This is a genomic window from Flavobacterium ranwuense (assembly GCF_004349315.1).
Classification (GTDB): Bacteria; Bacteroidota; Bacteroidia; order Flavobacteriales; family Flavobacteriaceae; genus Flavobacterium; species Flavobacterium ranwuense.
Map to the genome: position 1 here is coordinate 79,447 of NZ_SMLH01000007.1, position 21,488 is coordinate 100,934.

A 21,488-nucleotide genomic window follows, 5' to 3' on the forward strand; every position below is an offset into this window, starting at 1 on the left:
TTTAAAATTGATGTATAAAACCGGTAGAATTGTTTTTTGTGTTCTAAAATACAAGTTTAGAACCATTTTATAACTGGATTTATTTAGGTACAAAAAAACGACTAAAATTGAATTCTTAGTCGTTTTTTTATTTGTTTTAGAGGAACTAATTTTATCCTAAAAAAGCTTTCAATTCCTCGTAGGTTTTAATTTTAGTACTTACTTTTTCCTTTCCTAAAACACTTTCAATTTGTGCAGGAATTGGCAGTTTTACGTTTAAAGTGGGTTCTACGATATCCAAAAATTTAATTGGGTGGGCGGTTTCTAAGAAAATCCCAATCGCATCCGTGTGGTTTTGTAATTCTTTTTTCAAACCAAGATATCCAACTGCTCCGTGAGGTTCTGCAATGTAACCGTCTGTATTGTAGATGGTTTTCATCGCACCTAAAGTTTCCTCATCAGAGAAAGTAAAGGATGAAAAATCTTTTTTGAACTGCTCCAAATCATTGTGGTACATTTCCTGAATTCGGATAAAATTACTTGGATTCCCAACATCCATTGCATTCGAAATTGTGGCGATAGAAGGTTTTGGGTCATAAATTCCGTTTTCTAAAAATCTCGGCACAGTATCGTTCACATTCGTAGCCGCTACAAAATGTTCGATTGGTAATCCCATTTTTTTAGCAATGATACCCGCGCAAATGTTTCCAAAATTCCCACTTGGGCAAGAGAAAACTAACGGTTTGTTTTGTTTTTTTAATACTTTGTACGCAAAGAAAAAATAAAACATTTGTGGCAACCAGCGTGCAATATTAATCGAATTCGCCGAAGTCAAGTTTTTATGTTTTAAGCTGTCATCCAAGAACGCTTTCTTTACCATATCCTGACAATCATCAAAAACGCCGTCTACTTCAAGCGCTTTAATATTCTGACCTAAAGTGGTCAATTGCCGTTCCTGAATATCGCTCACTTTTCCGGACGGATACAGGATAATCACTTCAACGCCTTTTACGCCAAGAAAACCGCTGGCTACAGCACCACCAGTATCACCGGAAGTAGCGACAAGAACCGTGTTTTTACTTTCTTTGTTGTCTTTATTGAAATAACCCAAACAACGCGACATGAAGCGCGCGCCTACATCTTTGAAAGCCATAGTCGGGCCATGAAATAGTTCAAGGGAATAGATGCCTTTTTCGACTTCCACCACAGGGAAATCAAAACACAAGGTTTCTGCTATGATTTCTTTTAAAGTGTCGGTGGGAATTTCGTCACCCACAAATTGTTGGATGGCTTCAAAAGCGATTTCTTCATTGCTTAAATTTTCTATAGTATCAAAAAAAGCAGGAGCTAACGGGGTAATTGTTTCCGGAAAATACAATCCTTTATCAGTTGCTAATCCTTGTATTACGGCTTGTTGGAAAGAAACTTTGGGTGCGTTATGGTTTAAACTGTAATATTTCATTTTTTATTTGCTTTACGCAGTATGCTTTATGCAGTAAGCTTTTTGCTTAATGCCTAATGCTTATTGCTTATAAAATTATTTTCATTCCTTCATCATTTACTTTTGAAACGTGAATTTCATACGGTAAATTCATTTCTTCATAAACTGCACTCATGACTTTGGCGATTTTATCAGCGGTTTCCTTTCCTTTGCTTAAAGCAAAAATAGAAGGACCTGAACCCGAAATTCCTGAACCTAAAGCTCCGTTTTCTAAAGCCGTTTGCTTGATTAAATCAAAACCCGGAATCAAGACACTGCGCAACGGTTCCACGATTTCGTCGTGCAACGAACGTCCGATTAACTCATAATCTTTCGTGTACAATCCAGCGATTAATCCGCCGACATTTCCCCATTGCATGATGGCGCTTTTGAGTGAAACGTTCTGCTTCAATACCGAACGGGCATCCGAAGTTTTCAATTCAATCTGAGGATGAACCACAGTGGCATACAATTCGGATGGGCTTTCAATTTTTATAATATCCAAAGGATTATAACTTCTTACCAACGTAAATCCACCCAAAAGGGCAGGAGCAACGTTATCGGCATGAGCGTTTCCACTGGCTAGTTTTTCGCCTTGCATGGCAAATTGCACCAATTCTTTTCTTGTAAATGGTCGTCCGAGTAATTCATTGATGCCAAAAACAGCACCCGCTGAACTGGCTGCACTGCTGCCAATTCCGCTGCCGGCTTTGATGTGTTTGTAGATTTCTATTTCGAATCCATATTCCGTTTCAACAGCTTCCAACATCGCCAAAGCAGATACTCCGGCCACATTTTTTTCGGTTTCCAAAGGCAAGTCGGCACCCACTATTTTAGTGATGCGAATGCCTTTTATAGCTGATTTTCGAATAATCATTTCATCACCAGCAGTTTCTAAACAAAGCCCCAGGACATCAAATCCACAGGAAAGATTAGCGATTGTAGCGGGGCAAAATATTTTAATAGTTGTCATAAAGTTTTAAAGTCTTAACGTCATAAAGTCTTTGGAATGTGGATAAAATCAAGTGGTTAACTTTCAGACTTTACGACATTCGACTTTACGACTGAATTATATGTTTCCAATTCTAATCACATCAGCAAATATTCCTGAAGCCGTAACTGCAGCTCCGGCACCGGCACCTTTTATCAATAAAGGTTGGTCAACATAACGGTCCGTGAAAAATAATACGATATTATCTTTTCCTTCCAGATTGTAAAAAGGATGGTCTTTCGGGATAAAACGCAAACCAACATTTGCTTTTCCGTTTTCGAATTGCGCTACGTATTTCAAACGGGAATCTTTACTCAATGCTTCCTTATAAATAGTTTCAAAATGGGAAGCGTGTGTAATTAAAGAGTTAAAAAAGGCTTCGTTATTTGTAGTATCCAAACATTCAGCAGGCATGAATGACTCGTTTGTGATTTCGTCAATTTCCATTTTATAACCGCTTTCTCGTATCAGGATCAATATCTTTCTGGCAACGTCAATTCCGCTCAAATCAATTTTTGGGTCTGGTTCTGTAAATCCTTGTATGCCAGCTTCTTTGACGACATTATGAAAAGTGTTATTTTCATTGAAATTATTGAAAATAAAGTTCAAACTTCCCGATAAAACTGCCTGAATTTTATTCACTTTATCACCTGAAGCAATCAGGTTTTTTACGGTATCGATGATGGGTAATCCAGCTCCAACATTGGTTTCAAAAAGGAAAGGGGCATTGAATTTTCTGGATAATTTCTTTAGATTTTTATAATTGTCGTATTCTGATGCACAGGCAATTTTGTTGCAAGTCACTACGGCAATATTGCGTTTTAAATACTGTTCGTAGGTTTTAGATACGCTTTCATTTGCAGTAATATCAACAAAAATACTGTTGCGTAAATTGAGCTCTTTTACATTGTAAAGAAACTTTTCTTTGTCTGCTACTTGGCCGTTTTCTAAAATTGATTGCCAATTCTTTAAGGAAATTCCGTCCTCGTCAAAATGCATTTTTCTGGAATTAGACAGCGCAATAACCCTTACGTTTATTTTTAGATTGTCTTTTAGGAATTTATTTTGCTGGTAAATTTGTTCAATGAATTTCTCCCCCACATTTCCAACGCCCATTACAAATAGGTTTAATTGTTTGGTGTTTTCTTCGAAAAAGTTTTCATGCAACGAATTCAGTGCTTTTTTTACATCTCTTTCGTTGATTACTGCCGAAATATTTCTTTCGGAAGCACCTTGCGCAATCGCTCGGATGTTCACGTTATTTTTACCCAAAGTGCTGAACATTCGACCGCTTAAACCTTGATGATTTTTCATGTTTTCGCCAACCAAAGCAATGATGCACAGGTTTTTTTCAACAATACAAGGATCGATTTTGTTTTGCAAAATTTCCACTTCAAAAGCGCAGTTGATCGCATCTTCAGCAACATCAGCGTCAGAATTTAGAATTCCGATACAAATAGAATGTTCCGATGAGGCTTGTGTAATAAAAATCACATTGATATTTTCATATGACAATACTTCAAAAAGTCTTTTGGATGAACCGGCAACACCAATCATTCCTGACCCTTCAAGCGTAATTAAAGTTATATTGTCAATATGGCTAATTCCTTTTACAGGATTTGTGTGATCCATTTCTTGATTTGAAATATAGGTTCCTTCGGCTTCCGGTTCAAAAGTATTTTTGATAAGAATTGGAATGTTTTTTTTCAACACCGGTTGAATGGTTGGCGGATATAAAACTTTGGCACCAAAATGTGACAATTCCATAGCTTCCTGATAGGAAATGAATGCAATAGGTTGTGCCTGTTTTACAATTTTTGGATTGGCAGTATACATTCCGTTGACATCAGTCCAAATTTCTAAGTCAGTTGCATTCAGAGCTCCGGCGAGAATGGCGGCAGTATAATCAGAACCACCGCGACCTAAAGTGGTGTTGATTCCGTCCAGCGATGCGGCAATAAATCCGGGCATTACAACTACTTGATTCTCATTCGAAGCAAAAAAATCAGCAATTAATTGATTAGAAATTTCAAAATTAACTACCGCTTTTCCAAAATGATTATTTGTTTTTATCAATTCGCGACTGTCTTTATAAGCACTATTTTTTAGATTTTGTTTTAATGCTTCAGCGATAATGTAAGAAGACAATAATTCGCCAAAACTTAAAATGGTATCCGAGGTTCTAGGAGATAATTCACCTAAAAGAAAACAACCGTCTAACAGTGTTTCAAGATGATTGATAATTCTTTTGATATGACTTAACAGGCTGCTCTGTTCGCTTACTGGGATAAGTTCTTTTAAAGCGTCTAAATGTTTTTTCTCTAAATCGGCAAGAATTTCTTTAAAGCTTTCATCGCCGGCAGCGGCTTTTTGGGAAGCAAGTTGAAGCAAATCAGTGACTTTGCTAAAAGCAGAAACTACAACGATTAATTTTTCTTCTTTTGCTTTATTGATGACGATATCTAAAACCCGTTTTATGTTTTGTGCATTGGCAACCGAAGTCCCACCAAATTTTAATACTTTCATTTTTGTTTGTTTTATTTTAAAAATGCAAATGTTTATTATATATTCAAATACTTTCTTTCTTTAGAAAAAAAATATAACAAATAGGATTATATGTAAAATGTATACCCCTAAGGGGTAGTAGTTGTTGTAGTAAATGTAACAGAAGAAGCAACCCAAAGTTGAGTTGTTATCGAAGTGTGATATGTTGTTCTGTTGTTTGTCATTTGATTTCTCAAAAGTACAGTTTTTTATAAAAAGGGAAGCCTTTAATTGTATTTTTTGCGAATATTTTAATTTTTTAATTCCAATTAGAGGATTATTGAATATTGGTTAATTTTTAGCGTCTATGTTGGAGTTATTCGTATTTTTATTAAAGTTATTAAACGATTTGCAATTCATTTAATAACTTTAATAAAAATATTTAGTTCCTTTAATAAAGCTGATTTGAATAGTTATATTGACTATTTCTAAATTTATTATGGCAACTCGTATTAATTTCAGGACCTTATATCTCAGATCTTAAGTTAATTAATTTGTAACTGTTTATGCATAAAACCTAATGTTAGTTAGTTTTTAGATTTGAATTTTAAATTATCATCAATAAATGTTGTTTATTAATATAGATTTATTGAATTTTACCCTTTAATTAGAAAATAAAAATGGACAATACACACTATATAAGTACTCAGTTACTCAGTTTTGAAACGTTAGAAGAAATTATTTCACATCATAAATCATTGGCTTTGTCTGAAGAAGCCAAAGTTAATATCCAAAAATGCAGGGATTATTTAGACAAAAAAATGGCTTCTCATTCTGAACCTATTTATGGTATAAATACAGGTTTTGGTTCGCTATGTAATGTAAAAATATCAAATGAGAACTTATCCAAACTACAGGAAAATTTAGTTAAATCGCATTCTTGTGGGACGGGAGAGGAAGCGCCAGCCGAAATTGTAAAATTGATGTTGTTGCTAAAAATCCAATCCTTGAGTTATGGACATTCCGGAATCCAATTGCAAACCGTGGAACGTTTAATTGAATTTTATAATAATGATATTCTTCCGGTAATTTATACGCAAGGTTCTCTTGGAGCTTCGGGAGATTTGGCTCCTTTGGCACATTTATCTTTACCATTATTGGGTGAAGGCGATGTGTATTTTGAAGGTAAAAAAGTACATTCAAGTGAAGTTTTAAAACATTTTGACTGGAAACCAATTGTGCTGCAGTCTAAAGAAGGATTGGCTTTATTAAATGGTACCCAATTTATGAGTGCGTATGGCGCGCATATTTTGATGAAAACCAGCAAATTTTCTTATTTAGCAGATTTGATTGGAGCTATTTCATTGGAAGCTTTTGATGGAAGAATAGAACCTTTTCATGAGTTGATTCATTTTATTAGACCTCATAAAGGTCAAATAGTAACGGCAAATCGTATAAAAGGATTTTTGGAAGGAAGCGAAATCATCGAACGAGTAAAAATACATGTTCAAGATCCGTATTCTTTCAGATGTATGCCGCAAGTTCACGGAGCATCAAAAGATGCTTTTGATTACGTAAAGAAAGTTTTCAAAACAGAGATTAATTCGGTTACGGATAATCCAAATATATTTATTGAAAGTAATCAAATCATTTCCGGAGGTAATTTTCATGGACAGCCATTGGCATTAGCGTTAGATTTCATGGCAATTGCGTTGGCTGAATTAGGAAGTATATCGGAACGTAGAACCTATCAATTGATTTCTGGGTTGCGAAATCTTCCTGCATTTTTAGTAGATAATCCGGGATTGAATTCCGGCTTGATGATTCCGCAATACACAGCAGCGAGTATTGCCAGTCAAAATAAACAATTAGCGACTCCTGCCAGTATTGACAGTATTGTTTCCAGTAACGGACAAGAAGATCATGTAAGCATGGGAGCAAATGCTGCTACAAAAGCCTTACGCGTTTTGGATAATTTAGAACGAATTTTAGCTATCGAACTGATGAATGCTTCTCAAGCTATAGAATACAGACGACCGTTGCAATCCAGTGATTTTATAGAAATGTTTTTAAGTGCGTATCGTGAAGAAGTTCCTTTGATAAAAGAAGACAGAATTTTACATTACGATATTGAGAAGACGGTTTCTTTTTTAAATAGTTTTCAAATCGAAGACGATTTGTTAACATTAGCTTAACATTAGCTTTAAATAATGAAGTAATTTTGCCGAACTAAATTTTAATGAAATGAATATAAATAATTTTTTCCAATTTTTGGTTCCTAAAGATAAAAAGTTCTTCCCTCTTTTTGAGGAAGCTTCTAGTAATTTAATTGAAATTGCTACAAACTTGCATGAAGCAGTAAATCTTCCTTTGAAGGAACGTGATGTTCTTTTTCAAAAAATTGATGCTTTAGAGCAAAAAGGAGAAGACATAACTCGTCAAACAAATTTAGAGTTAAGTAGAAACTTTATTACTCCATTCGATAGAGAAGATATACACGCACTAATTACTTCAATAGACAATGTTGCGGATAACCTTCAGGGTGCATCAAGTAGAATGAAGTTGTATCAAGTGGATAAAATCACAAAATCGATCAGAAAATTAACTGAAATCAATCTTGAAGCTTGTCAAAATATTGATGTTGCGGTAAGAGAATTAAGAGATTTAAAAAAAATTAAGAATATTACTGATGCTTGTGTTAGAATTAACAAGTTAGAAAATAAATCAGATAATGTTTATGATAAAGCAGTTCTTGATTTATTTGAAAACGAAACGGATGCGAAAAACATTATTAAGTACAAAGAAGTGTTGTCAGTTTTAGAAACTGCAGCGGATAAATGTAAAAGTGTAGCGAGTGTTTTAGAATCAATTTCTGTAAAACATTCTTAATTCAATCGGTTTTATTCTGAAATTATAATTATGGAATTTACTTTACTTATAGTTATTATAGTTCTGGCTTTAATTTTTGATTACATTAATGGTTTTCATGATGCTGCCAATGCTATAGCAACCGTTGTTGCCACAAAAGTACTAAGCCCTTTCCAAGCAGTAGTTTGGGCGGCTTTTTTTAACTTTTTGGCGTATTGGGTTTTTGGTTTTGGTGTAGCAGATACTGTTGCAAAAACAGCCAATACCATGGATATCAACTTGGTTGTAATCCTGGCCGGTGTAATAGCGGCTATCATCTGGAATTTATTTACTTGGTGGCAAGGAATTCCATCCAGTTCATCACATACCTTAATTGGTGGTTTTGCCGGAGCAGCAATTGCTCATGCAGGTTTTGGTGTAGTTTCTTGGTACAAAGAAGGAAAAGATGGTGGTATGCCTTCAGGAGTTTTAATCATTGTTGCTTTTATTATATTGGCACCATTGTTAGGGGCTTTAATCTCTTACTTGATATCGATATGGCTTCTTAATGCCTCTAAAAAGAGTATTTACCCAAAGATTTTTACAACTTCTTTAATGGTCTTGACAATTTGGTTTGTGGAAAGTCAGATGCATTATTATGAAGATATAATAAAGAAAGGACATCCTCGTTTCGAATCTCATTTTTGGAGTGTCGCTTTTGAAGCACATAATATCAAATGGTTTTTGGTGGCTTTTATAGTCCTGTCAATAAGCACATTCTGTTTAATATTCAGTAGTTTAAATTTACATCAAGCTACGGCATGGTTGAAAAAAATGCAATTATTGTCTTCAGCAGCCTTTAGTTTAGGACATGGTGGGAATGATTCACAAAAAGTGATGGGTATTATTGCTGCAGCTGTTGCTGTTTATATTCATACTAGTGGAGTAGCACAAGAAACCTTACCAGCTTGGTTAGATGTAGTGCTGCCAAACGATGAAGGTGCATTTAAAATGCCAGGTTGGATTCCTTTAGCTTGTTATTCTGCTATTGCGGCAGGAACCTTAAGCGGAGGATGGAAAATCGTCAAAACAATGGGGTCAAAAATTACAAAAGTGACTTCTTTTGAAGGTGTTGCCGCAGAAACTGCTGGAGCATTGACATTATATTTTACAGAACATTTTAAAGTGCCTGTAAGTACAACGCATACTATTACTGGATCTATCATTGGAGTTGGGCTTACTAAAAGAGTATCAGCCGTACGTTGGGGGATGACTGTTAGCTTATTATGGGCTTGGGTTTTAACTATTCCAATTTCGGCAATTTTGGCTGCAATATTGTACTATATTTTTAGTATTTTTCTTTAATGCTAAAATAACAATCATAAAAAAAAACCATTCGTCAACGAATGGTTTTTTTATGTTTTAAAAAATTAAATTTTTTAAAACAGAAGATCCTGTATTTCTTTAGTTTTGTCAAAAACGCTTTTCGCAAAAGGACATAGAGGCATGATTTTAAGATTGTTTTCCCTAGCGAATTCTACCGCTGCCATTACCAGTTTTTTACCCACACTTTGACCTGCAAAACCGGGGTTTACTTCGGTATGGTCGATAATGAATTTATCGATTCCAGCCCAGGTATACGTCATTCTTCCGGCTTCTATTTCATTAAGAATAGCTTTAAAATAGCCGTTTTTGGTTTCGTTTATTTGTTCAATTATCATGAGTTTCTAATTTAATTCTGTTGTTATTTCGATAGGATTGGTTAAAATTTTGTGTATAGGACATTTATCTGCTATGTTTAATAATCGGGCTTTTTGATCATTGTCTAAATCTCCGAAGAATTGAATGTTGCGAATTATTTTAAATTTGTTTTCTGCTGGATCCGTATCAAAAGTGATTTCAACTTTTACATCGGTTAAATCCCATCCTTTTCGGTTCGCATACATCCGTATTGTAATACTCGTGCAAGCCGCCAATGATGAAGCCAATAATTCCTTAGGTTCAAAGCCTAAATCCTTTCCTCCACTACTTTCAGGTTCATCAGAAATAATAGTATGGTTAGCCAATTTTATTTCTGTTTTGTACAGTTCTGTGCCAGTATGTGCTATTATTTTAATCATAATCGAAAATTTTTATTTTGCTCCGGAAGCGGAACAAATTCGTTTTCGCCCGGAACTTTATCAAAAGTCTGCGCTAGCCATTTTTCTTTTGCTTTTTCAATCAATTCTTTGCTTGAAGCCACAAAATTCCAATAGATAATTCTTTCTTCAGGAAAAGGTTCTCCTCCAAAAATATAAATGGTGGTATTTTCTGCCATTTCGAAAGTGCAGAGTTTACTGTCTTTGGCTATTAAAAGTTGTTTTGGACCAAAAACATTTCCTTCACTTTCTATACTGCCTTCTAAAATATACAAACCGCTTTCGCCAAATAAATGGTCACCAATAGTGACTGTTTGGCGGGTGGTACTTTTTAATTCTAAAAGATAAAGCGGACTATAAACCGGAACGGCAGATTTTTTGCCAAGAACTTCGCCTGCTATGAGTTTAAATGAAACATTATCCAGTTTCCATTCTGGAATTTCCTTTTCCTGAACATGAAAAAAGGAAGGTTCCATTTCTTCTAAATCCTTTGGTAATGCTACCCAAATTTGAAGTCCGTGTAACATTTTATCGGAATTACGCAAATACTGAGGTGTTCGTTCGGAATGAACAATTCCTTTTCCAGCGGTCATCCAATTGATTTGCCCGGGTTTGATTTCCATTTCAGTTCCCAGGCTGTCTTTGTGCATAATACTTCCTTCAAACAAATAGGTCAAAGTAGAAAGTCCAATATGTGGATGCGGCGGGACATCTAGGTTCTCGTAATCGCTCATGCAGGTTGGTCCCATGTGGTCAATGAATGCAAATGGTCCAACCATTCTCTTTTCTCTAAAGGGAAGCAATCGCCCAACCATAAAGTTGCCAATGTTGCTTGGGCGTTCTTCTATTATCAGTTTTATGTTTGACATTTTTTTTGTTTTTAAACTATAAATTTAAGGAATTAATCTTCCAGAAATCCAAATTTGCCCATATTCACATCATTGAATGCTTGCATGATTTCGGCTTGGGTGTTCATCACAAACGGACCGTGAGCTGCAATAGGTTCATCGATGGGTTCTCCACTTAAAATCAAAACGATTGTATTTTCAGTGGCTTCAATGATAAATTCTTCTCCTTCGTTTTCGAATAATGCAAAATGGTTTGCAGGAACATTTTTCACATCATTAACTTTTATACTTCCTTCAATCACCAATAATGCGGTGTTGTAGTTTGCCGGAAAATTAAAAGATGATTTTGCGCCTTTATCCAATTTGGCATTTAGTAAATGCACTGGTGTAAATGTTGAAGCGGTACCTTTCACATTTTCGTATTGTCCTGCTATGACTTCAATCTCACCGCCATTTTCAGGAAGCTCAAATTTATTGATTTGGTCGTTGGTAATTCCTTGGTATTTTGGGGTTGACATTTTATCTTTTGCCGGAAGGTTGACCCAAAGTTGTACCATTTGAAAATCGCCACCATTTTTACTGAACTCTTCTTCATGGTATTCTTTGTGTAAAATTCCCGAAGCTGCAGTCATCCATTGTACGTCACCTTCGCCAATAATCCCGCTATTTCCTGAACTGTCATGGTGTGCCACTTTACCTTTATAGGCAATTGTAACGGTTTCAAAACCTCTATGTGGATGGACGCTTACGCCTCTGGGTTGATCTGTTGGAGGAAAATAAAATTTAGAATTATAATCCATCATAATAAATGGACTCATTCTTTTCATATCTAAATTACGACCACTCGGAATAAAGTTATGGACTCTAAATCCGTCACCAACCATATGTGGTGTAGGCGGAGCTAATACTAATTCTACGTTTTTTGTTTTCATTTCTATAGTATTTAAATTATAGTACAAATTTACTATGATTTAATACTAGACGCATTGATGTAGGATAAGAAATGAATGGGCAAGGAAATTAATAACCTGAACTTGATTAATATCAAAATGTAAAACACATTGTAAAAAAAAAAAATCTAAACCACATAGAAACATAGAATTTTGCATTTTAAAAAAGTCGCGTTGCTCTATTTCAGATAGTATAATTATGTTTAAAAATATTTTTTCTATGTATCTGGTTAAAAATTGATAATCTAACTGAGGTTAATAAGGTTTAAAATTCCTTTTGGCTAATTCCTTGCGAACTCTGCTTAAAGTTTCGGGTGTAATGCCTAAATAGGAAGCAATCATCCACTGCGAAATCCGTAAAGTAAGCTTTGGGTAAATGGCTATGAAATCCAAATACCGTTGTTCAGCTGTGGCTCCCAGTAAAAGATTGACTCGTTTTTGAAGTTGGCGAATGTGATTGTGCAAAGCAATATTGTCCTGTTGTCGAAAAGAAACGCTGATTTCTGCTGCGGCATTAATGAAGTTTTTATCGATAAAAACAATTTCCGTTTCTTCAATGGCATCAATAAATAATTCAGAAGGTTCATTGAAATAAAAGCTGCTTCTATCCGAAATTATCCAATTTTCAGGCGCAAATTGAATGATATGTTCTTTTCCGGTTTCGTCTATGGTGTAGGAACGCAATAATCCTTTGGATACAAAAAAAGAGTGATGACAAATGTCACCTTGATGGAGTAGAATGGAACCTTTTTCTACTTTTTTGGATTGCAACGTATCCGTAATCGAATGGAATTGTTCATCGGTTAAATCTGTTTTCGATTGAAAATAAGTTTTGAAGGAATCGAGCATAATTATTTCAGGGCTACAGTGATACTTCTGTTTTATATTTTTTTATAACTCCTTTAAATATTTTTTGTGTTCTTTAGGTCTAATTTATTCCACTCAAATTTTTGTGATTGCGTTTGCGTTTATAATGGGTTTGTTTTAAATTTTTGTCTCCGGATATAATACTAATATTTCCGTCTATTTCTAGCATCGCCAATTTTACATCTTTAAAAAATTCAATGCCATGTTCACGCATCGCTTCTTTTAATTCATCAGAAGAAATGTTTAATTTGCTTAATACTTTAAAATCCAAATTGCCATTATGAATTAGAATTTCTGGTTTTTCCTGCATAAAAGCACCGAATTTCTTGTATTTGTATATCAATTTCTTTAAAATAAAATTGATGGTAAACAATACAGTTGCCGCAGCTAATCCTCCATAAAGACTCGTGTTATTTCCCACCATAGCATTCTGAACGGAGTTGCTTATCAGTAATATCAATATCACGTCGGCAGTGTTCAGTTGAGACAATTCTTTCTTGCCAAAAATGCGCAAGGCGATAACCATAAAAAAATAAACGGCAGTACTTCGAAGTATTATATCAAGATATTCGTTCATTTTTTTGTTTAATATATAAAGTTCAAAGTTTCTCAATAGGCTGAAAACTGAGGCTGATTACTGTTTTAGCTTAAAATTCTTCTCAATCGCTTTTATCATTTCTCCTGCAATGTCTTTATTGGTAGCGCCTTCAATGCCTTCCAATCCTGGCGATGAATTTACTTCCAATAATAATGGTCCTTTTGAAGAACGAATGATATCGACTCCTGCCACTTTTAGGTCCATTGCTTTCGTTGCTTTTATGGCAATTTTCTTTTCTTCCGCAGTTACTTTTATAATCGATGCAGTTCCTCCAAGATGAATGTTAGCCCTAAATTCGCCAGGCATCGCTTCACGCTGAATGGCAGCAACTACTTTTCCGTCAATCACAAAACAACGAATGTCTTTTCCGTTGGCTTCCTTGATGAATTCCTGAACTAGTATATTGGCATTTAAGCTTTTGAAAGCATTAATAACACTTTCGGCTGCTTTTTTTGTTTCCGCTAATACAACTCCTTTTCCTTGCGTGCCTTCCAATAATTTTACAATTAAAGGAGAACCACCAACCATTTTTATCAAATCATCGGTATCCAATGGAGAATTAGCAAAACCAGTAGTAGGAATTTCTACGCCATGATTCAACAGTAATTGCAAAGAGTATAATTTATCGCGTGATTGTGTAATTGCGTTAGATGAATTTAAACAATATACTTTTAATGCCTCAAACTGTCGCGTCAAAGCGCAACCGTAAAAAGTAATGCTAGGCCTGATTCTGGGTATAATGGCATCAAATTGATTTAGTATTTTACCCCCACGATAATGAATTTCAGGCGTTTTTGCATCCAGTTTCATGTAACATTCCTTGATGTTCAGAAAATGCATTTCGTGACCACGCATTTCACCCGCTTCCATAATACGTTTGTTGCTGTACAATTCAGGATTACTTGCCAAAAGCCCGATCCGCAAACCAGAGCTTGCTTTCTCAGAGTTTTTATACAATTCTTTTAAAGCATCTGAAGTAGGCTGCCCTAAAAGATATTTTTGTTCCGGATCAACCAGCACTCTTCCGCTCATGGCTTCACGGCCTAAAAGCATTCTGAAACCCATAGAATCTCGATTGGTTAACGTCATTTCAATAGGCCATTTTGAACTTCCTATTTGTAGATTTGTTTGAATAACATAGCGCTGTTCTCTAAAACCACTCGAACTTTTAACGATGCGTTTGTCAATTAAAGGTGCTTCACAATGAATTACCGTCTTTAGATTATTTTGTATCGGGTTAATGTCAAATTTCACCCAGTTGCTTTCATTTTTAATAAATGGAGCAATGTTTATAGCATGTAAAGCGGATGTTTTTGCACCTGAATCTACTCGGGCTTTAATAGTAGGAATCCCTAATTCTGGAAAGGAACACCATTCTTCACTACCTAGAATAACTTTGTTATCTGACATAAATTAATTTTAATTAACCTTTTTTATAAAAATCAAATGTAAATATTTGTTTTCAAAAAAAGTGTGTTTACTGTAAAGAATAAACCCGTTATGTTATAAAAACGTAACGGGTCTATTTTGCTATAATTGGTTATAAATTTAAGGATTTGTTGGTTCCCCAGCTTTATGAATTTGCACAGTTAATTCTTGTGAGCCTTCTTCGATATCCATAAAAATCTCATCTCCTATAGTAATTTTCGAAGTGATAATTTCTTCTGCAAGGGCATCTTCAACATATTTTTGAATGGCTCTTTTTAATGGTCTGGCGCCAAATTGTCTATCGAAACCTTTCTCTGCAATAAAAGCTTTTGCTTTGTCAGAAAGATTCAATTGGTAGCCTAATTCAGCTACACGAGCGAATAATTTTTTTAATTCGATTTCGATAATCAAATCAATATCATGTTTTTCTAAAGCATTGAATACAATTACATCGTCAATTCTATTAAGGAATTCAGGAGCAAAAGTTTTTTTCAATGCGTTTTCGATGATGCTTTTCGAATTATCGTCAGCCTGAGCAACTTTGGCAGCAGTTCCAAAACCAACACCTTGTCCAAAATCTTTTAATTGTCTGGCTCCAACATTCGAAGTCATGATAATTATAGTGTTCTTGAAATCAATTTTTCGACCTAAACTATCTGTCAAATAACCATCATCTAAAACTTGTAATAGCATATTGAAAACATCAGGATGTGCTTTTTCAATCTCATCCAATAAGACAACACAATATGGTTTTCTTCTGACTTTCTCTGTCAATTGACCACCTTCTTCATATCCTACATATCCCGGAGGTGCTCCAACTAAACGAGAGATTGCAAATTTTTCCATGTATTCACTCATGTCAATTCGAATCAAGGCATCTTCAGAATCGAATAACTCTTTCGCTAATACTTTCGCTAATTGGGTTTTACCAACACCGGTTTGACCTAAGAAAATAAAAGAACCAATTGGACGATTCGGATCTTTTAATCCGGCACGATTTCTTTGAATAGAACGAGCGATTTTCATTACAGCTTCTCTTTGTCCAATCACCTTACCTTCAATAAGTTCTGGCAATTTAGCTAGTTTGTTGCTTTCAGTTTGAGCTATACGATTTACGGGTATTCCGCTCATCATAGAAACGACATCGGCAACATTGTCTTCAGTAACTTCAATCCTGTTGTTTTTTGCGTCTTCTTCCCATTGTTCCTGAGCAATGGCTAAATCTTTTTCAATACGTTTTTCATCATCACGAAGTTTAGCGGCCTCTTCATATTTTTGTTTTTTCACAACAACATTCTTCAATTCACGTACGTCTTCTAATTGACGTTCCAAATCTAAAATTTCTTTAGGAACTTCAATGTTGGTAATGTGAACTCTTGAACCTGCTTCGTCTAATGCGTCAATAGCCTTGTCCGGCAAGAAACGTTCGGACATGTATCTATCGGTTAATTTTACACACGCTTCGATTGCTTCTTGTGTATACGTAACGTTGTGATGGTCTTCATATTTGTTTTTGATGTTGTTCAAAATGGTAATTGTTTCTGCAACAGAAGTTGGTTCTACGATTATTTTTTGAAAACGTCTTTCTAATGCTCCGTCTTTTTCTATGTATTGTCTGTATTCGTCTAATGTTGTAGCACCAATACATTGAATCTCTCCACGAGCTAATGCAGGTTTGAACATGTTAGAAGCATCGAGTGAGCCTGTTGCGCCACCAGCGCCAACAATAGTGTGAATTTCATCTATAAAAAGAATGATATCATCATTTTTTTCAAGTTCGTTCATTACCGCTTTCATGCGCTCTTCAAACTGGCCACGGTATTTTGTACCTGCAACAAGGCTGGCTAAATCCAAGGTAACGACACGTTTATTGAATAAAGTACGAGATACTTTTTTCTGAATAATTCGCAACGCTAAACCTTCGGCAATAGCTGATTTTCCCACTCCCGGTTCACCTATAAGTAAAGGATTATTTTTTTTACGACGGCTCAAAATTTGAGAAACGCGTTCAATTTCTTTCTCGCGTCCCACAACAGGATCTAGTTTTCCTTCTTCGGCCATTTCAGTTAAATCCCTTCCAAAATTATCCAAAACAGGTGTTTTGGATTTTTTATTTGATTTATTGGCTGGATTGTTGAAAGTTCCTTCTTTTAGACTGTCATCTTGTCCTGAATCGTCATTATATGATTCGTTTCGTGGCAAATTTTCTGTAAAATCTTCTTCGTTTGGAGTCATGTTTAGATATTGTTCTTTAGCTATATCATAATCAATTTTTAATTTATTCAATAGCTTGGTTGTTGGATCGTTTTCATTTCTTAAAATACACAACAATAAATGCGCTGTGCTGATAGACGAACTTTGAAATACTTTTGCTTCCAGAAAAGTGGTTTTAAGCGCTCGTTCTGCTTGGCGTGTCAGGTGTAGGTTTTTCTTTTCGACATTAACTTCTACACTAGGGCTTGCAGGGCTTAGAATCTCTACCTTTCTGCGTAAATGATCTAAATCGACAGATAGGTTGTTCAATATTTGAATTGCTTTCCCATTACCATCTCTTAAGATACCCAGCATTAAGTGCTCAGTTCCTATAAAGTCATGACCTAGTCGCAAAGCTTCTTCTTTGCTGTAAGTAATAACGTCTTTTACTCTTGGTGAAAAATTATCATCCATAATATTATTGGTAATTTGGTACTGTAAATTTAGTGAATTAGTGATTCAAAAACAAAAACCATTCCCTTAAGAAGTGGTGTCAGCTAATAGACAAAAATAATAATGATTTTAAAGTTAAATTTCCCTTAATTTATTAACCAAAAGCGAAGTTAATTTTGTTAATAAATCATTGAAATAAGTATAATGAAATAGGCTGAAAAATTTCAAAAAGCCGTATATTGGCACGTTTTGAAACTAATATAATTTTTTAATATAACAACTTATGTCTGAAGGAGAAAAGTTAATTCCTATTAACATAGAAGATGAAATGAAAACGGCCTATATCGATTATTCGATGTCGGTAATTGTATCAAGAGCACTTCCAGATGTTAGAGATGGCTTGAAACCAGTACATCGAAGAGTACTATTTGGAATGCATGATTTGGGTGTTAACTCGAGGTCAGCCCACAAAAAATCCGCAAGAATTGTCGGGGAAGTTCTGGGTAAATACCACCCTCATGGTGATACTTCTGTTTATGATGCCATGGTTCGTATGGCTCAAGAATGGAGCATGCGTTATTTATTGATTGATGGCCAGGGTAATTTTGGGTCTGTGGACGGGGATAGTCCTGCAGCAATGCGTTATACAGAGGCTAGAATGCGAAAAATTTCGGAAGAAATCCTGGCAGATATAGATAAAGAAACCGTAGATTTTAAATTAAATTTTGACGATACGCTAGAAGAGCCAACAGTTATGCCAACTCGTGTTCCTACCTTATTAATAAATGGGGCAACAGGAATTGCGGTAGGTATGGCTACCAATATGCCGCCTCACAACTTAACCGAGGTGATCAATGGTACATTGGCTTTCATGGATAATAATGATATTGAGATTGATGAATTGATGACGCATATCAAAGCCCCGGATTTTCCTACTGGGGGTATTATATATGGGTATGAAGGGGTTCGTGAAGCATTCAAAACTGGTAGAGGACGTATTGTAATGCGTGCTAAAGTAGGTTTTGAAGAGGTTGACGGAAGAGAATGTATTATCGTTACTGAAATTCCTTATCAAGTCAACAAAGCCGATATGATTAAGCGTACAGCTGATTTGGTTAATGACAAAAAAATTGATGGAATTGCAAATATTCGAGATGAATCCGATAGAAACGGGATGCGTATCGTTTATATTTTAAAACGTGATGCGACACCAAACGTGGTTTTAAACACGCTTTATAAATTTACACAATTACAATCTTCGTTTAGTGTAAACAATATTGCAATTGTAAAAGGGCGTCCGCAAATGTTGAATCTGAAAGATTTGATTCATTATTTTATCGAACACCGTCATGATGTTGTGACTCGCAGAACGCAATTTGAATTAAAAAAAGCGGAAGCAAGAGCGCATATATTAGAAGGTTTGATTATCGCTTCGGATAATATTGATGAAGTAATTGCTTTAATCAAAGCTTCAAAAAGTACCGAAGAAGCCAGAGAAAAATTAATCGAAAGATTTAAATTATCAGATATTCAATCTCGTGCCATTGTAGAAATGCGTTTGCGACAATTAACAGGTCTGGAACAAGATAAGTTAAGAACAGAATACGATGAAATCATGAAGTTAATCGAGCATTTGAAAGCTTTATTAGCGGATGTAAACTTGAGAATTGCCTTGATTAAAGAAGAACTAACTGAAATTCGTGAGAAATATGGAGATGAGCGCCGTTCTGTAATAGAATATTCAGGAGGAGATGTAAGCATTGAAGATTTAATTGCTGATGAAAATGTAGTTATTACGATTTCGCATGCAGGTTATATTAAACGTACGAATCTTACGGAATACAAAACTCAGAATAGAGGAGGAGTAGGTCAAAAAAGTGCAGGAACAAGAGATCAAGATTTCTTAGAACACATGTTTGTGGCAACGAATCACCAATATATGATGTTCTTTACTCAAAAAGGAAAATGTTTCTGGATGCGTGTTTATGAAATACCGGAAGGAAGTAAAACCGCTAAAGGTAGAGCAATCCAAAATCTTGTAAATATTGAAAGTGACGATAAAGTAAAAGCGTTTATTTGTACTCAAGATTTAAAAGACCAAGAATACATCAAAAGTCATAATTTGATTATGGTGACTAAAAAAGGTCAGGTTAAGAAAACTTCTTTAGAGAAATATTCTAAACCAAGGGTAAATGGTGTTGCTGCAATTACGATTAAAGAAGGCGATGAATTATTGGAAGCTAAATTAACTAATGGCGAAAGTCAAATTATTTTGGCTGTGAAATCTGGTAAATTAGTTCGTTTTGAAGAAACTAAAACCCGTCCAATGGGAAGAACAGCTTCTGGAGTACGTGGAATTACACTAAAAGACGATACTGACGAAGTAATTGGCATGGTTACTGTTAATGACATGAGCAGTGAAATTTTAGTTGTTGCCGAAAACGGTTACGGAAAACGTTCAAGCCTAGACGAATACAGAATTACAAATCGTGGTGGAAAAGGAGTTAAAACCTTAAATATTACCGAGAAAACAGGGAAACTTATTTCGATAAATGCCGTTACAGATGCTGATGATTTAATGATTATCAACAAATCTGGATTGACTATCAGAATGGCTGTGGAAGATTTAAGAGTTATGGGACGCGCTACACAAGGTGTGAAACTGATTAATATTAAAGGAAACGATTCGATTGCAGCGGTTACAAAAGTAATGAAAGACGATGTAAATGAAGTTGTTGTTGATGAAGATGGGAATGTCATCGAAACAGAAGCTATCGAAAGAGTGAAACCGGTCTTAGAAGTTCTTGAGGAAGAAGGTGCTGAAGATGATGACGAGGACGATTCTGAAGAAGATGAAGCTAATGATGAGGCTGAAGAAGAAGAAGAAGATGATGACGAAGCATAAATAAAAATTGGAAAACCAAGAATAATTATTAAACAAAAATAGAATATTATGAAAAGTAAATATGTATTACTAGCATCAGCATTATTGATATCAGTAGCTACTTTTGCTCAAAAAGATCAAATTAAAGCCGCTGAAAAAGCCTTGAAAGCTGGTAAATCTCAAGAAGCAGTAACCATTTTGATGGAGGCGGAATCTTTAATAGCTAATGCTCCAGATGCTGAGAAAGCACAATTTTTCTTTGTAAAAGGAAATTCTTTATTGGATTTAGCAAATAAAAATGTTGATGCAAATACCAATCTTTCGCTTGCTGCAAAAGCATACCAAGATTTAATTGCTGTTGAAAAAACTTCTGGAAAAGTGAAATTTTCAACTCAAGCTGCAGTTTCTATTACAGACATTAAATTCAAATTGATTAATGGTGCAATTGCTGATTCGAAAGTAGATAAGCATTCTGATAGTGCTAAAAAATTATATGACGCTTATTTGTTAGATAAAAAAGACACTATCAATTTATATTACGCGGCTTCTACTTATGTAAATGCTAAAGATTATGATGCAGCGCTTAAATTGTATGATGATTTAAAAACCTTAAACTATTCTGGAAAAGGAACTAGTTATTTTGCGGTTAATAAATTAACAAGTCAAGAAGACTTTTTTATCACGCTTCAAGAAAGAGACAGAATGGTGAAAATGGGAACACATGAAAAACCAAGAACGGAAACTGTTTCTTCTAAAAGGGGTGAAATTTATAAAAATATGGCTTTGATTTTAGTTGAAAAAGGTAAAACGGAAGAAGCTAAAAAAGCAATCTCTGAAGCAAGAAAAGCAAATCCGGAGGATACTTCTTTGACTTTAACAGAAGCTAATCTTTACTTGGAAACAAAGGATTTTGAAATGTACAAAAAGCTTATTGCTGAAGTATTGGAAAAAAATCCTAATGATGCTGATTTGATTTTTAACTTGGGAGTATTAAGTGCAAATGCTAAAAATGTTGCAGATGCTGAAAAATATTATAAAAGAGTTTTAGAAATTAACCCAAAATATATTAATGGGTATATCAATTTAGCTGCCTTGAAATTAGAAAATGAGAAAGTAATCATTGATGAAATGAACAAACTTGGAACGTCTACAAAGGATATGAAGCGTTATGATGAATTGAAAAAGAAAAGAGAAGATCTTTTTAAAGCAACAATTCCTTATCTTGAAAAAGCAGTAGAATTAGATCCTAAAAATGTTGATGTTTCGAAAACTCTTTTAGGAGTTTACAGTGCATTAGAAATGACTGCAGAATACAAAGCATTGAAAGCTAAGATTCAATAGTTTTATT

16 protein-coding genes are annotated in these 21,488 nt (G+C 34.9%); 5 read left to right on the top strand and 11 right to left on the bottom strand.

Annotation, left to right across the window (positions count from 1 at the left end):
- Positions 1-151: 151 nt before the first annotated feature.
- The 3 genes from thrC to thrA form a co-directional block, all read right to left on the bottom strand.
- The gene (gene thrC / locus E0I61_RS12090; protein WP_132071709.1) at positions 152-1,441 is read right to left on the bottom strand and encodes a threonine synthase; all 1,290 of its coding nucleotides are present in this window, start codon (positions 1,439-1,441) and stop codon (positions 152-154) included.
- 67 nt (positions 1,442-1,508) lie between these two features.
- Positions 1,509-2,432 (bottom strand): homoserine kinase, encoded by a 924-nt coding sequence (locus tag E0I61_RS12095; RefSeq protein ID WP_132071711.1) that lies wholly within the window; start codon positions 2,430-2,432, stop codon positions 1,509-1,511.
- Between the two features lie 96 nt (positions 2,433-2,528).
- Positions 2,529-4,976 carry a bifunctional aspartate kinase/homoserine dehydrogenase I gene (gene thrA, locus E0I61_RS12100; RefSeq protein WP_132071713.1) on the bottom strand — a complete coding sequence of 816 codons (2,448 nt, stop codon included), beginning with the start codon at positions 4,974-4,976 and terminating at the stop codon, positions 2,529-2,531.
- A 638-nt stretch (positions 4,977-5,614) separates the two neighbouring features.
- On the opposite strand from thrA, the gene hutH reads away from it, so the two are divergent.
- From hutH to E0I61_RS12115, 3 genes are read left to right on the top strand one after another with little or no spacing between them, the layout of a single operon-like run.
- A complete protein-coding gene (gene hutH / locus E0I61_RS12105) occupies positions 5,615-7,129 on the top strand; it encodes a histidine ammonia-lyase (RefSeq protein ID WP_132071715.1) in 1,515 nt (504 codons plus the stop codon).
- A gap of 49 nt (positions 7,130-7,178) precedes the next feature.
- On the top strand, positions 7,179-7,823 hold the full coding sequence (locus E0I61_RS12110; RefSeq protein WP_131995217.1) for a DUF47 domain-containing protein: 645 nt from the start codon (positions 7,179-7,181) through the stop codon (positions 7,821-7,823).
- A gap of 30 nt (positions 7,824-7,853) precedes the next feature.
- Complete coding sequence (locus E0I61_RS12115) at positions 7,854-9,146, top strand: inorganic phosphate transporter (protein WP_131995214.1); 1,293 nt, start codon at positions 7,854-7,856, stop codon at positions 9,144-9,146.
- Positions 9,147-9,220: 74 nt separating this feature from the next.
- On the opposite strand, the gene E0I61_RS12120 is transcribed toward E0I61_RS12115, so the two are convergent.
- The 8 genes from E0I61_RS12120 to E0I61_RS12155 all read right to left on the bottom strand — a co-directional run bounded on the left by E0I61_RS12120 (position 9,221) and on the right by E0I61_RS12155 (position 17,277).
- Positions 9,221-9,502 carry a GNAT family N-acetyltransferase gene (locus E0I61_RS12120; RefSeq protein ID WP_132071717.1) on the bottom strand — a complete coding sequence of 94 codons (282 nt, stop codon included), beginning with the start codon at positions 9,500-9,502 and terminating at the stop codon, positions 9,221-9,223.
- A 6-nt stretch (positions 9,503-9,508) separates the two neighbouring features.
- Complete coding sequence (locus E0I61_RS12125; protein ID WP_132071720.1) at positions 9,509-9,901, bottom strand: OsmC family protein; 393 nt, start codon at positions 9,899-9,901, stop codon at positions 9,509-9,511.
- A complete protein-coding gene (locus E0I61_RS12130) occupies positions 9,898-10,788 on the bottom strand; it encodes a pirin family protein (protein WP_132071722.1) in 891 nt (296 codons plus the stop codon). Before E0I61_RS12130 ends, E0I61_RS12125 begins: the two co-directional genes overlap by 4 nt.
- Positions 10,789-10,820: 32 nt before the next feature.
- Positions 10,821-11,699 (bottom strand): pirin family protein, encoded by an 879-nt coding sequence (locus E0I61_RS12135; RefSeq protein ID WP_132071724.1) that lies wholly within the window; start codon positions 11,697-11,699, stop codon positions 10,821-10,823.
- Positions 11,700-11,972: 273 nt separating this feature from the next.
- Positions 11,973-12,569 (bottom strand): Crp/Fnr family transcriptional regulator, encoded by a 597-nt coding sequence (locus E0I61_RS12140; RefSeq protein ID WP_394346066.1) that lies wholly within the window; start codon positions 12,567-12,569, stop codon positions 11,973-11,975.
- 76 nt (positions 12,570-12,645) lie between these two features.
- Positions 12,646-13,161, bottom strand: a complete 516-nt coding sequence (locus E0I61_RS12145) for a DUF421 domain-containing protein (RefSeq protein ID WP_131995196.1) — start codon at positions 13,159-13,161, stop codon at positions 12,646-12,648.
- 57 nt (positions 13,162-13,218) lie between these two features.
- Positions 13,219-14,592 carry a 30S ribosomal protein S6--L-glutamate ligase gene (gene rimK, locus E0I61_RS12150; RefSeq protein WP_131995193.1) on the bottom strand — a complete coding sequence of 458 codons (1,374 nt, stop codon included), beginning with the start codon at positions 14,590-14,592 and terminating at the stop codon, positions 13,219-13,221.
- Between the two features lie 138 nt (positions 14,593-14,730).
- The gene (locus E0I61_RS12155) at positions 14,731-17,277 is read right to left on the bottom strand and encodes an ATP-dependent Clp protease ATP-binding subunit (RefSeq protein ID WP_131995190.1); all 2,547 of its coding nucleotides are present in this window, start codon (positions 17,275-17,277) and stop codon (positions 14,731-14,733) included.
- A gap of 262 nt (positions 17,278-17,539) precedes the next feature.
- On the opposite strand from E0I61_RS12155, the gene gyrA reads away from it, so the two are divergent.
- Together gyrA and E0I61_RS12165 are read left to right on the top strand one after the other, a co-directional pair.
- On the top strand, positions 17,540-20,161 hold the full coding sequence (gene gyrA, locus E0I61_RS12160; RefSeq protein ID WP_132071725.1) for a DNA gyrase subunit A: 2,622 nt from the start codon (positions 17,540-17,542) through the stop codon (positions 20,159-20,161).
- 48 nt (positions 20,162-20,209) lie between these two features.
- Positions 20,210-21,481 carry a tetratricopeptide repeat protein gene (locus E0I61_RS12165; protein WP_131995184.1) on the top strand — a complete coding sequence of 424 codons (1,272 nt, stop codon included), beginning with the start codon at positions 20,210-20,212 and terminating at the stop codon, positions 21,479-21,481.
- Positions 21,482-21,488: the final 7 nt, after the last annotated feature.

Excerpts from the sequence above, each read along its gene's own strand:
- rimK (WP_131995193.1), bottom strand. The coding sequence starts at position 14,592 with ATGTCAGATAACAAAGTTATTCTAGGTAGTGAAGAATGGTGTTCCTTT.
- E0I61_RS12125 (WP_132071720.1), bottom strand. The coding sequence starts at position 9,901 with ATGATTAAAATAATAGCACATACTGGCACAGAACTGTACAAAACAGAA.
- hutH (WP_132071715.1), top strand. The coding sequence starts at position 5,615 with ATGGACAATACACACTATATAAGTACTCAGTTACTCAGTTTTGAAACG.
- E0I61_RS12115 (WP_131995214.1), top strand. The coding sequence starts at position 7,854 with ATGGAATTTACTTTACTTATAGTTATTATAGTTCTGGCTTTAATTTTT.
- E0I61_RS12155 (WP_131995190.1), bottom strand. The coding sequence starts at position 17,277 with ATGGATGATAATTTTTCACCAAGAGTAAAAGACGTTATTACTTACAGC.
- thrA (WP_132071713.1), bottom strand. The coding sequence starts at position 4,976 with ATGAAAGTATTAAAATTTGGTGGGACTTCGGTTGCCAATGCACAAAAC.
- E0I61_RS12110 (WP_131995217.1), top strand. The coding sequence starts at position 7,179 with ATGAATATAAATAATTTTTTCCAATTTTTGGTTCCTAAAGATAAAAAG.
- E0I61_RS12095 (WP_132071711.1), bottom strand. The coding sequence starts at position 2,432 with ATGACAACTATTAAAATATTTTGCCCCGCTACAATCGCTAATCTTTCC.
- E0I61_RS12145 (WP_131995196.1), bottom strand. The coding sequence starts at position 13,161 with ATGAACGAATATCTTGATATAATACTTCGAAGTACTGCCGTTTATTTT.
- gyrA (WP_132071725.1), top strand. The coding sequence starts at position 17,540 with ATGTCTGAAGGAGAAAAGTTAATTCCTATTAACATAGAAGATGAAATG.
- E0I61_RS12130 (WP_132071722.1), bottom strand. The coding sequence starts at position 10,788 with ATGTCAAACATAAAACTGATAATAGAAGAACGCCCAAGCAACATTGGC.
- E0I61_RS12165 (WP_131995184.1), top strand. The coding sequence starts at position 20,210 with ATGAAAAGTAAATATGTATTACTAGCATCAGCATTATTGATATCAGTA.
- E0I61_RS12135 (WP_132071724.1), bottom strand. The coding sequence starts at position 11,699 with ATGAAAACAAAAAACGTAGAATTAGTATTAGCTCCGCCTACACCACAT.
- E0I61_RS12120 (WP_132071717.1), bottom strand. The coding sequence starts at position 9,502 with ATGATAATTGAACAAATAAACGAAACCAAAAACGGCTATTTTAAAGCT.
- thrC (WP_132071709.1), bottom strand. The coding sequence starts at position 1,441 with ATGAAATATTACAGTTTAAACCATAACGCACCCAAAGTTTCTTTCCAA.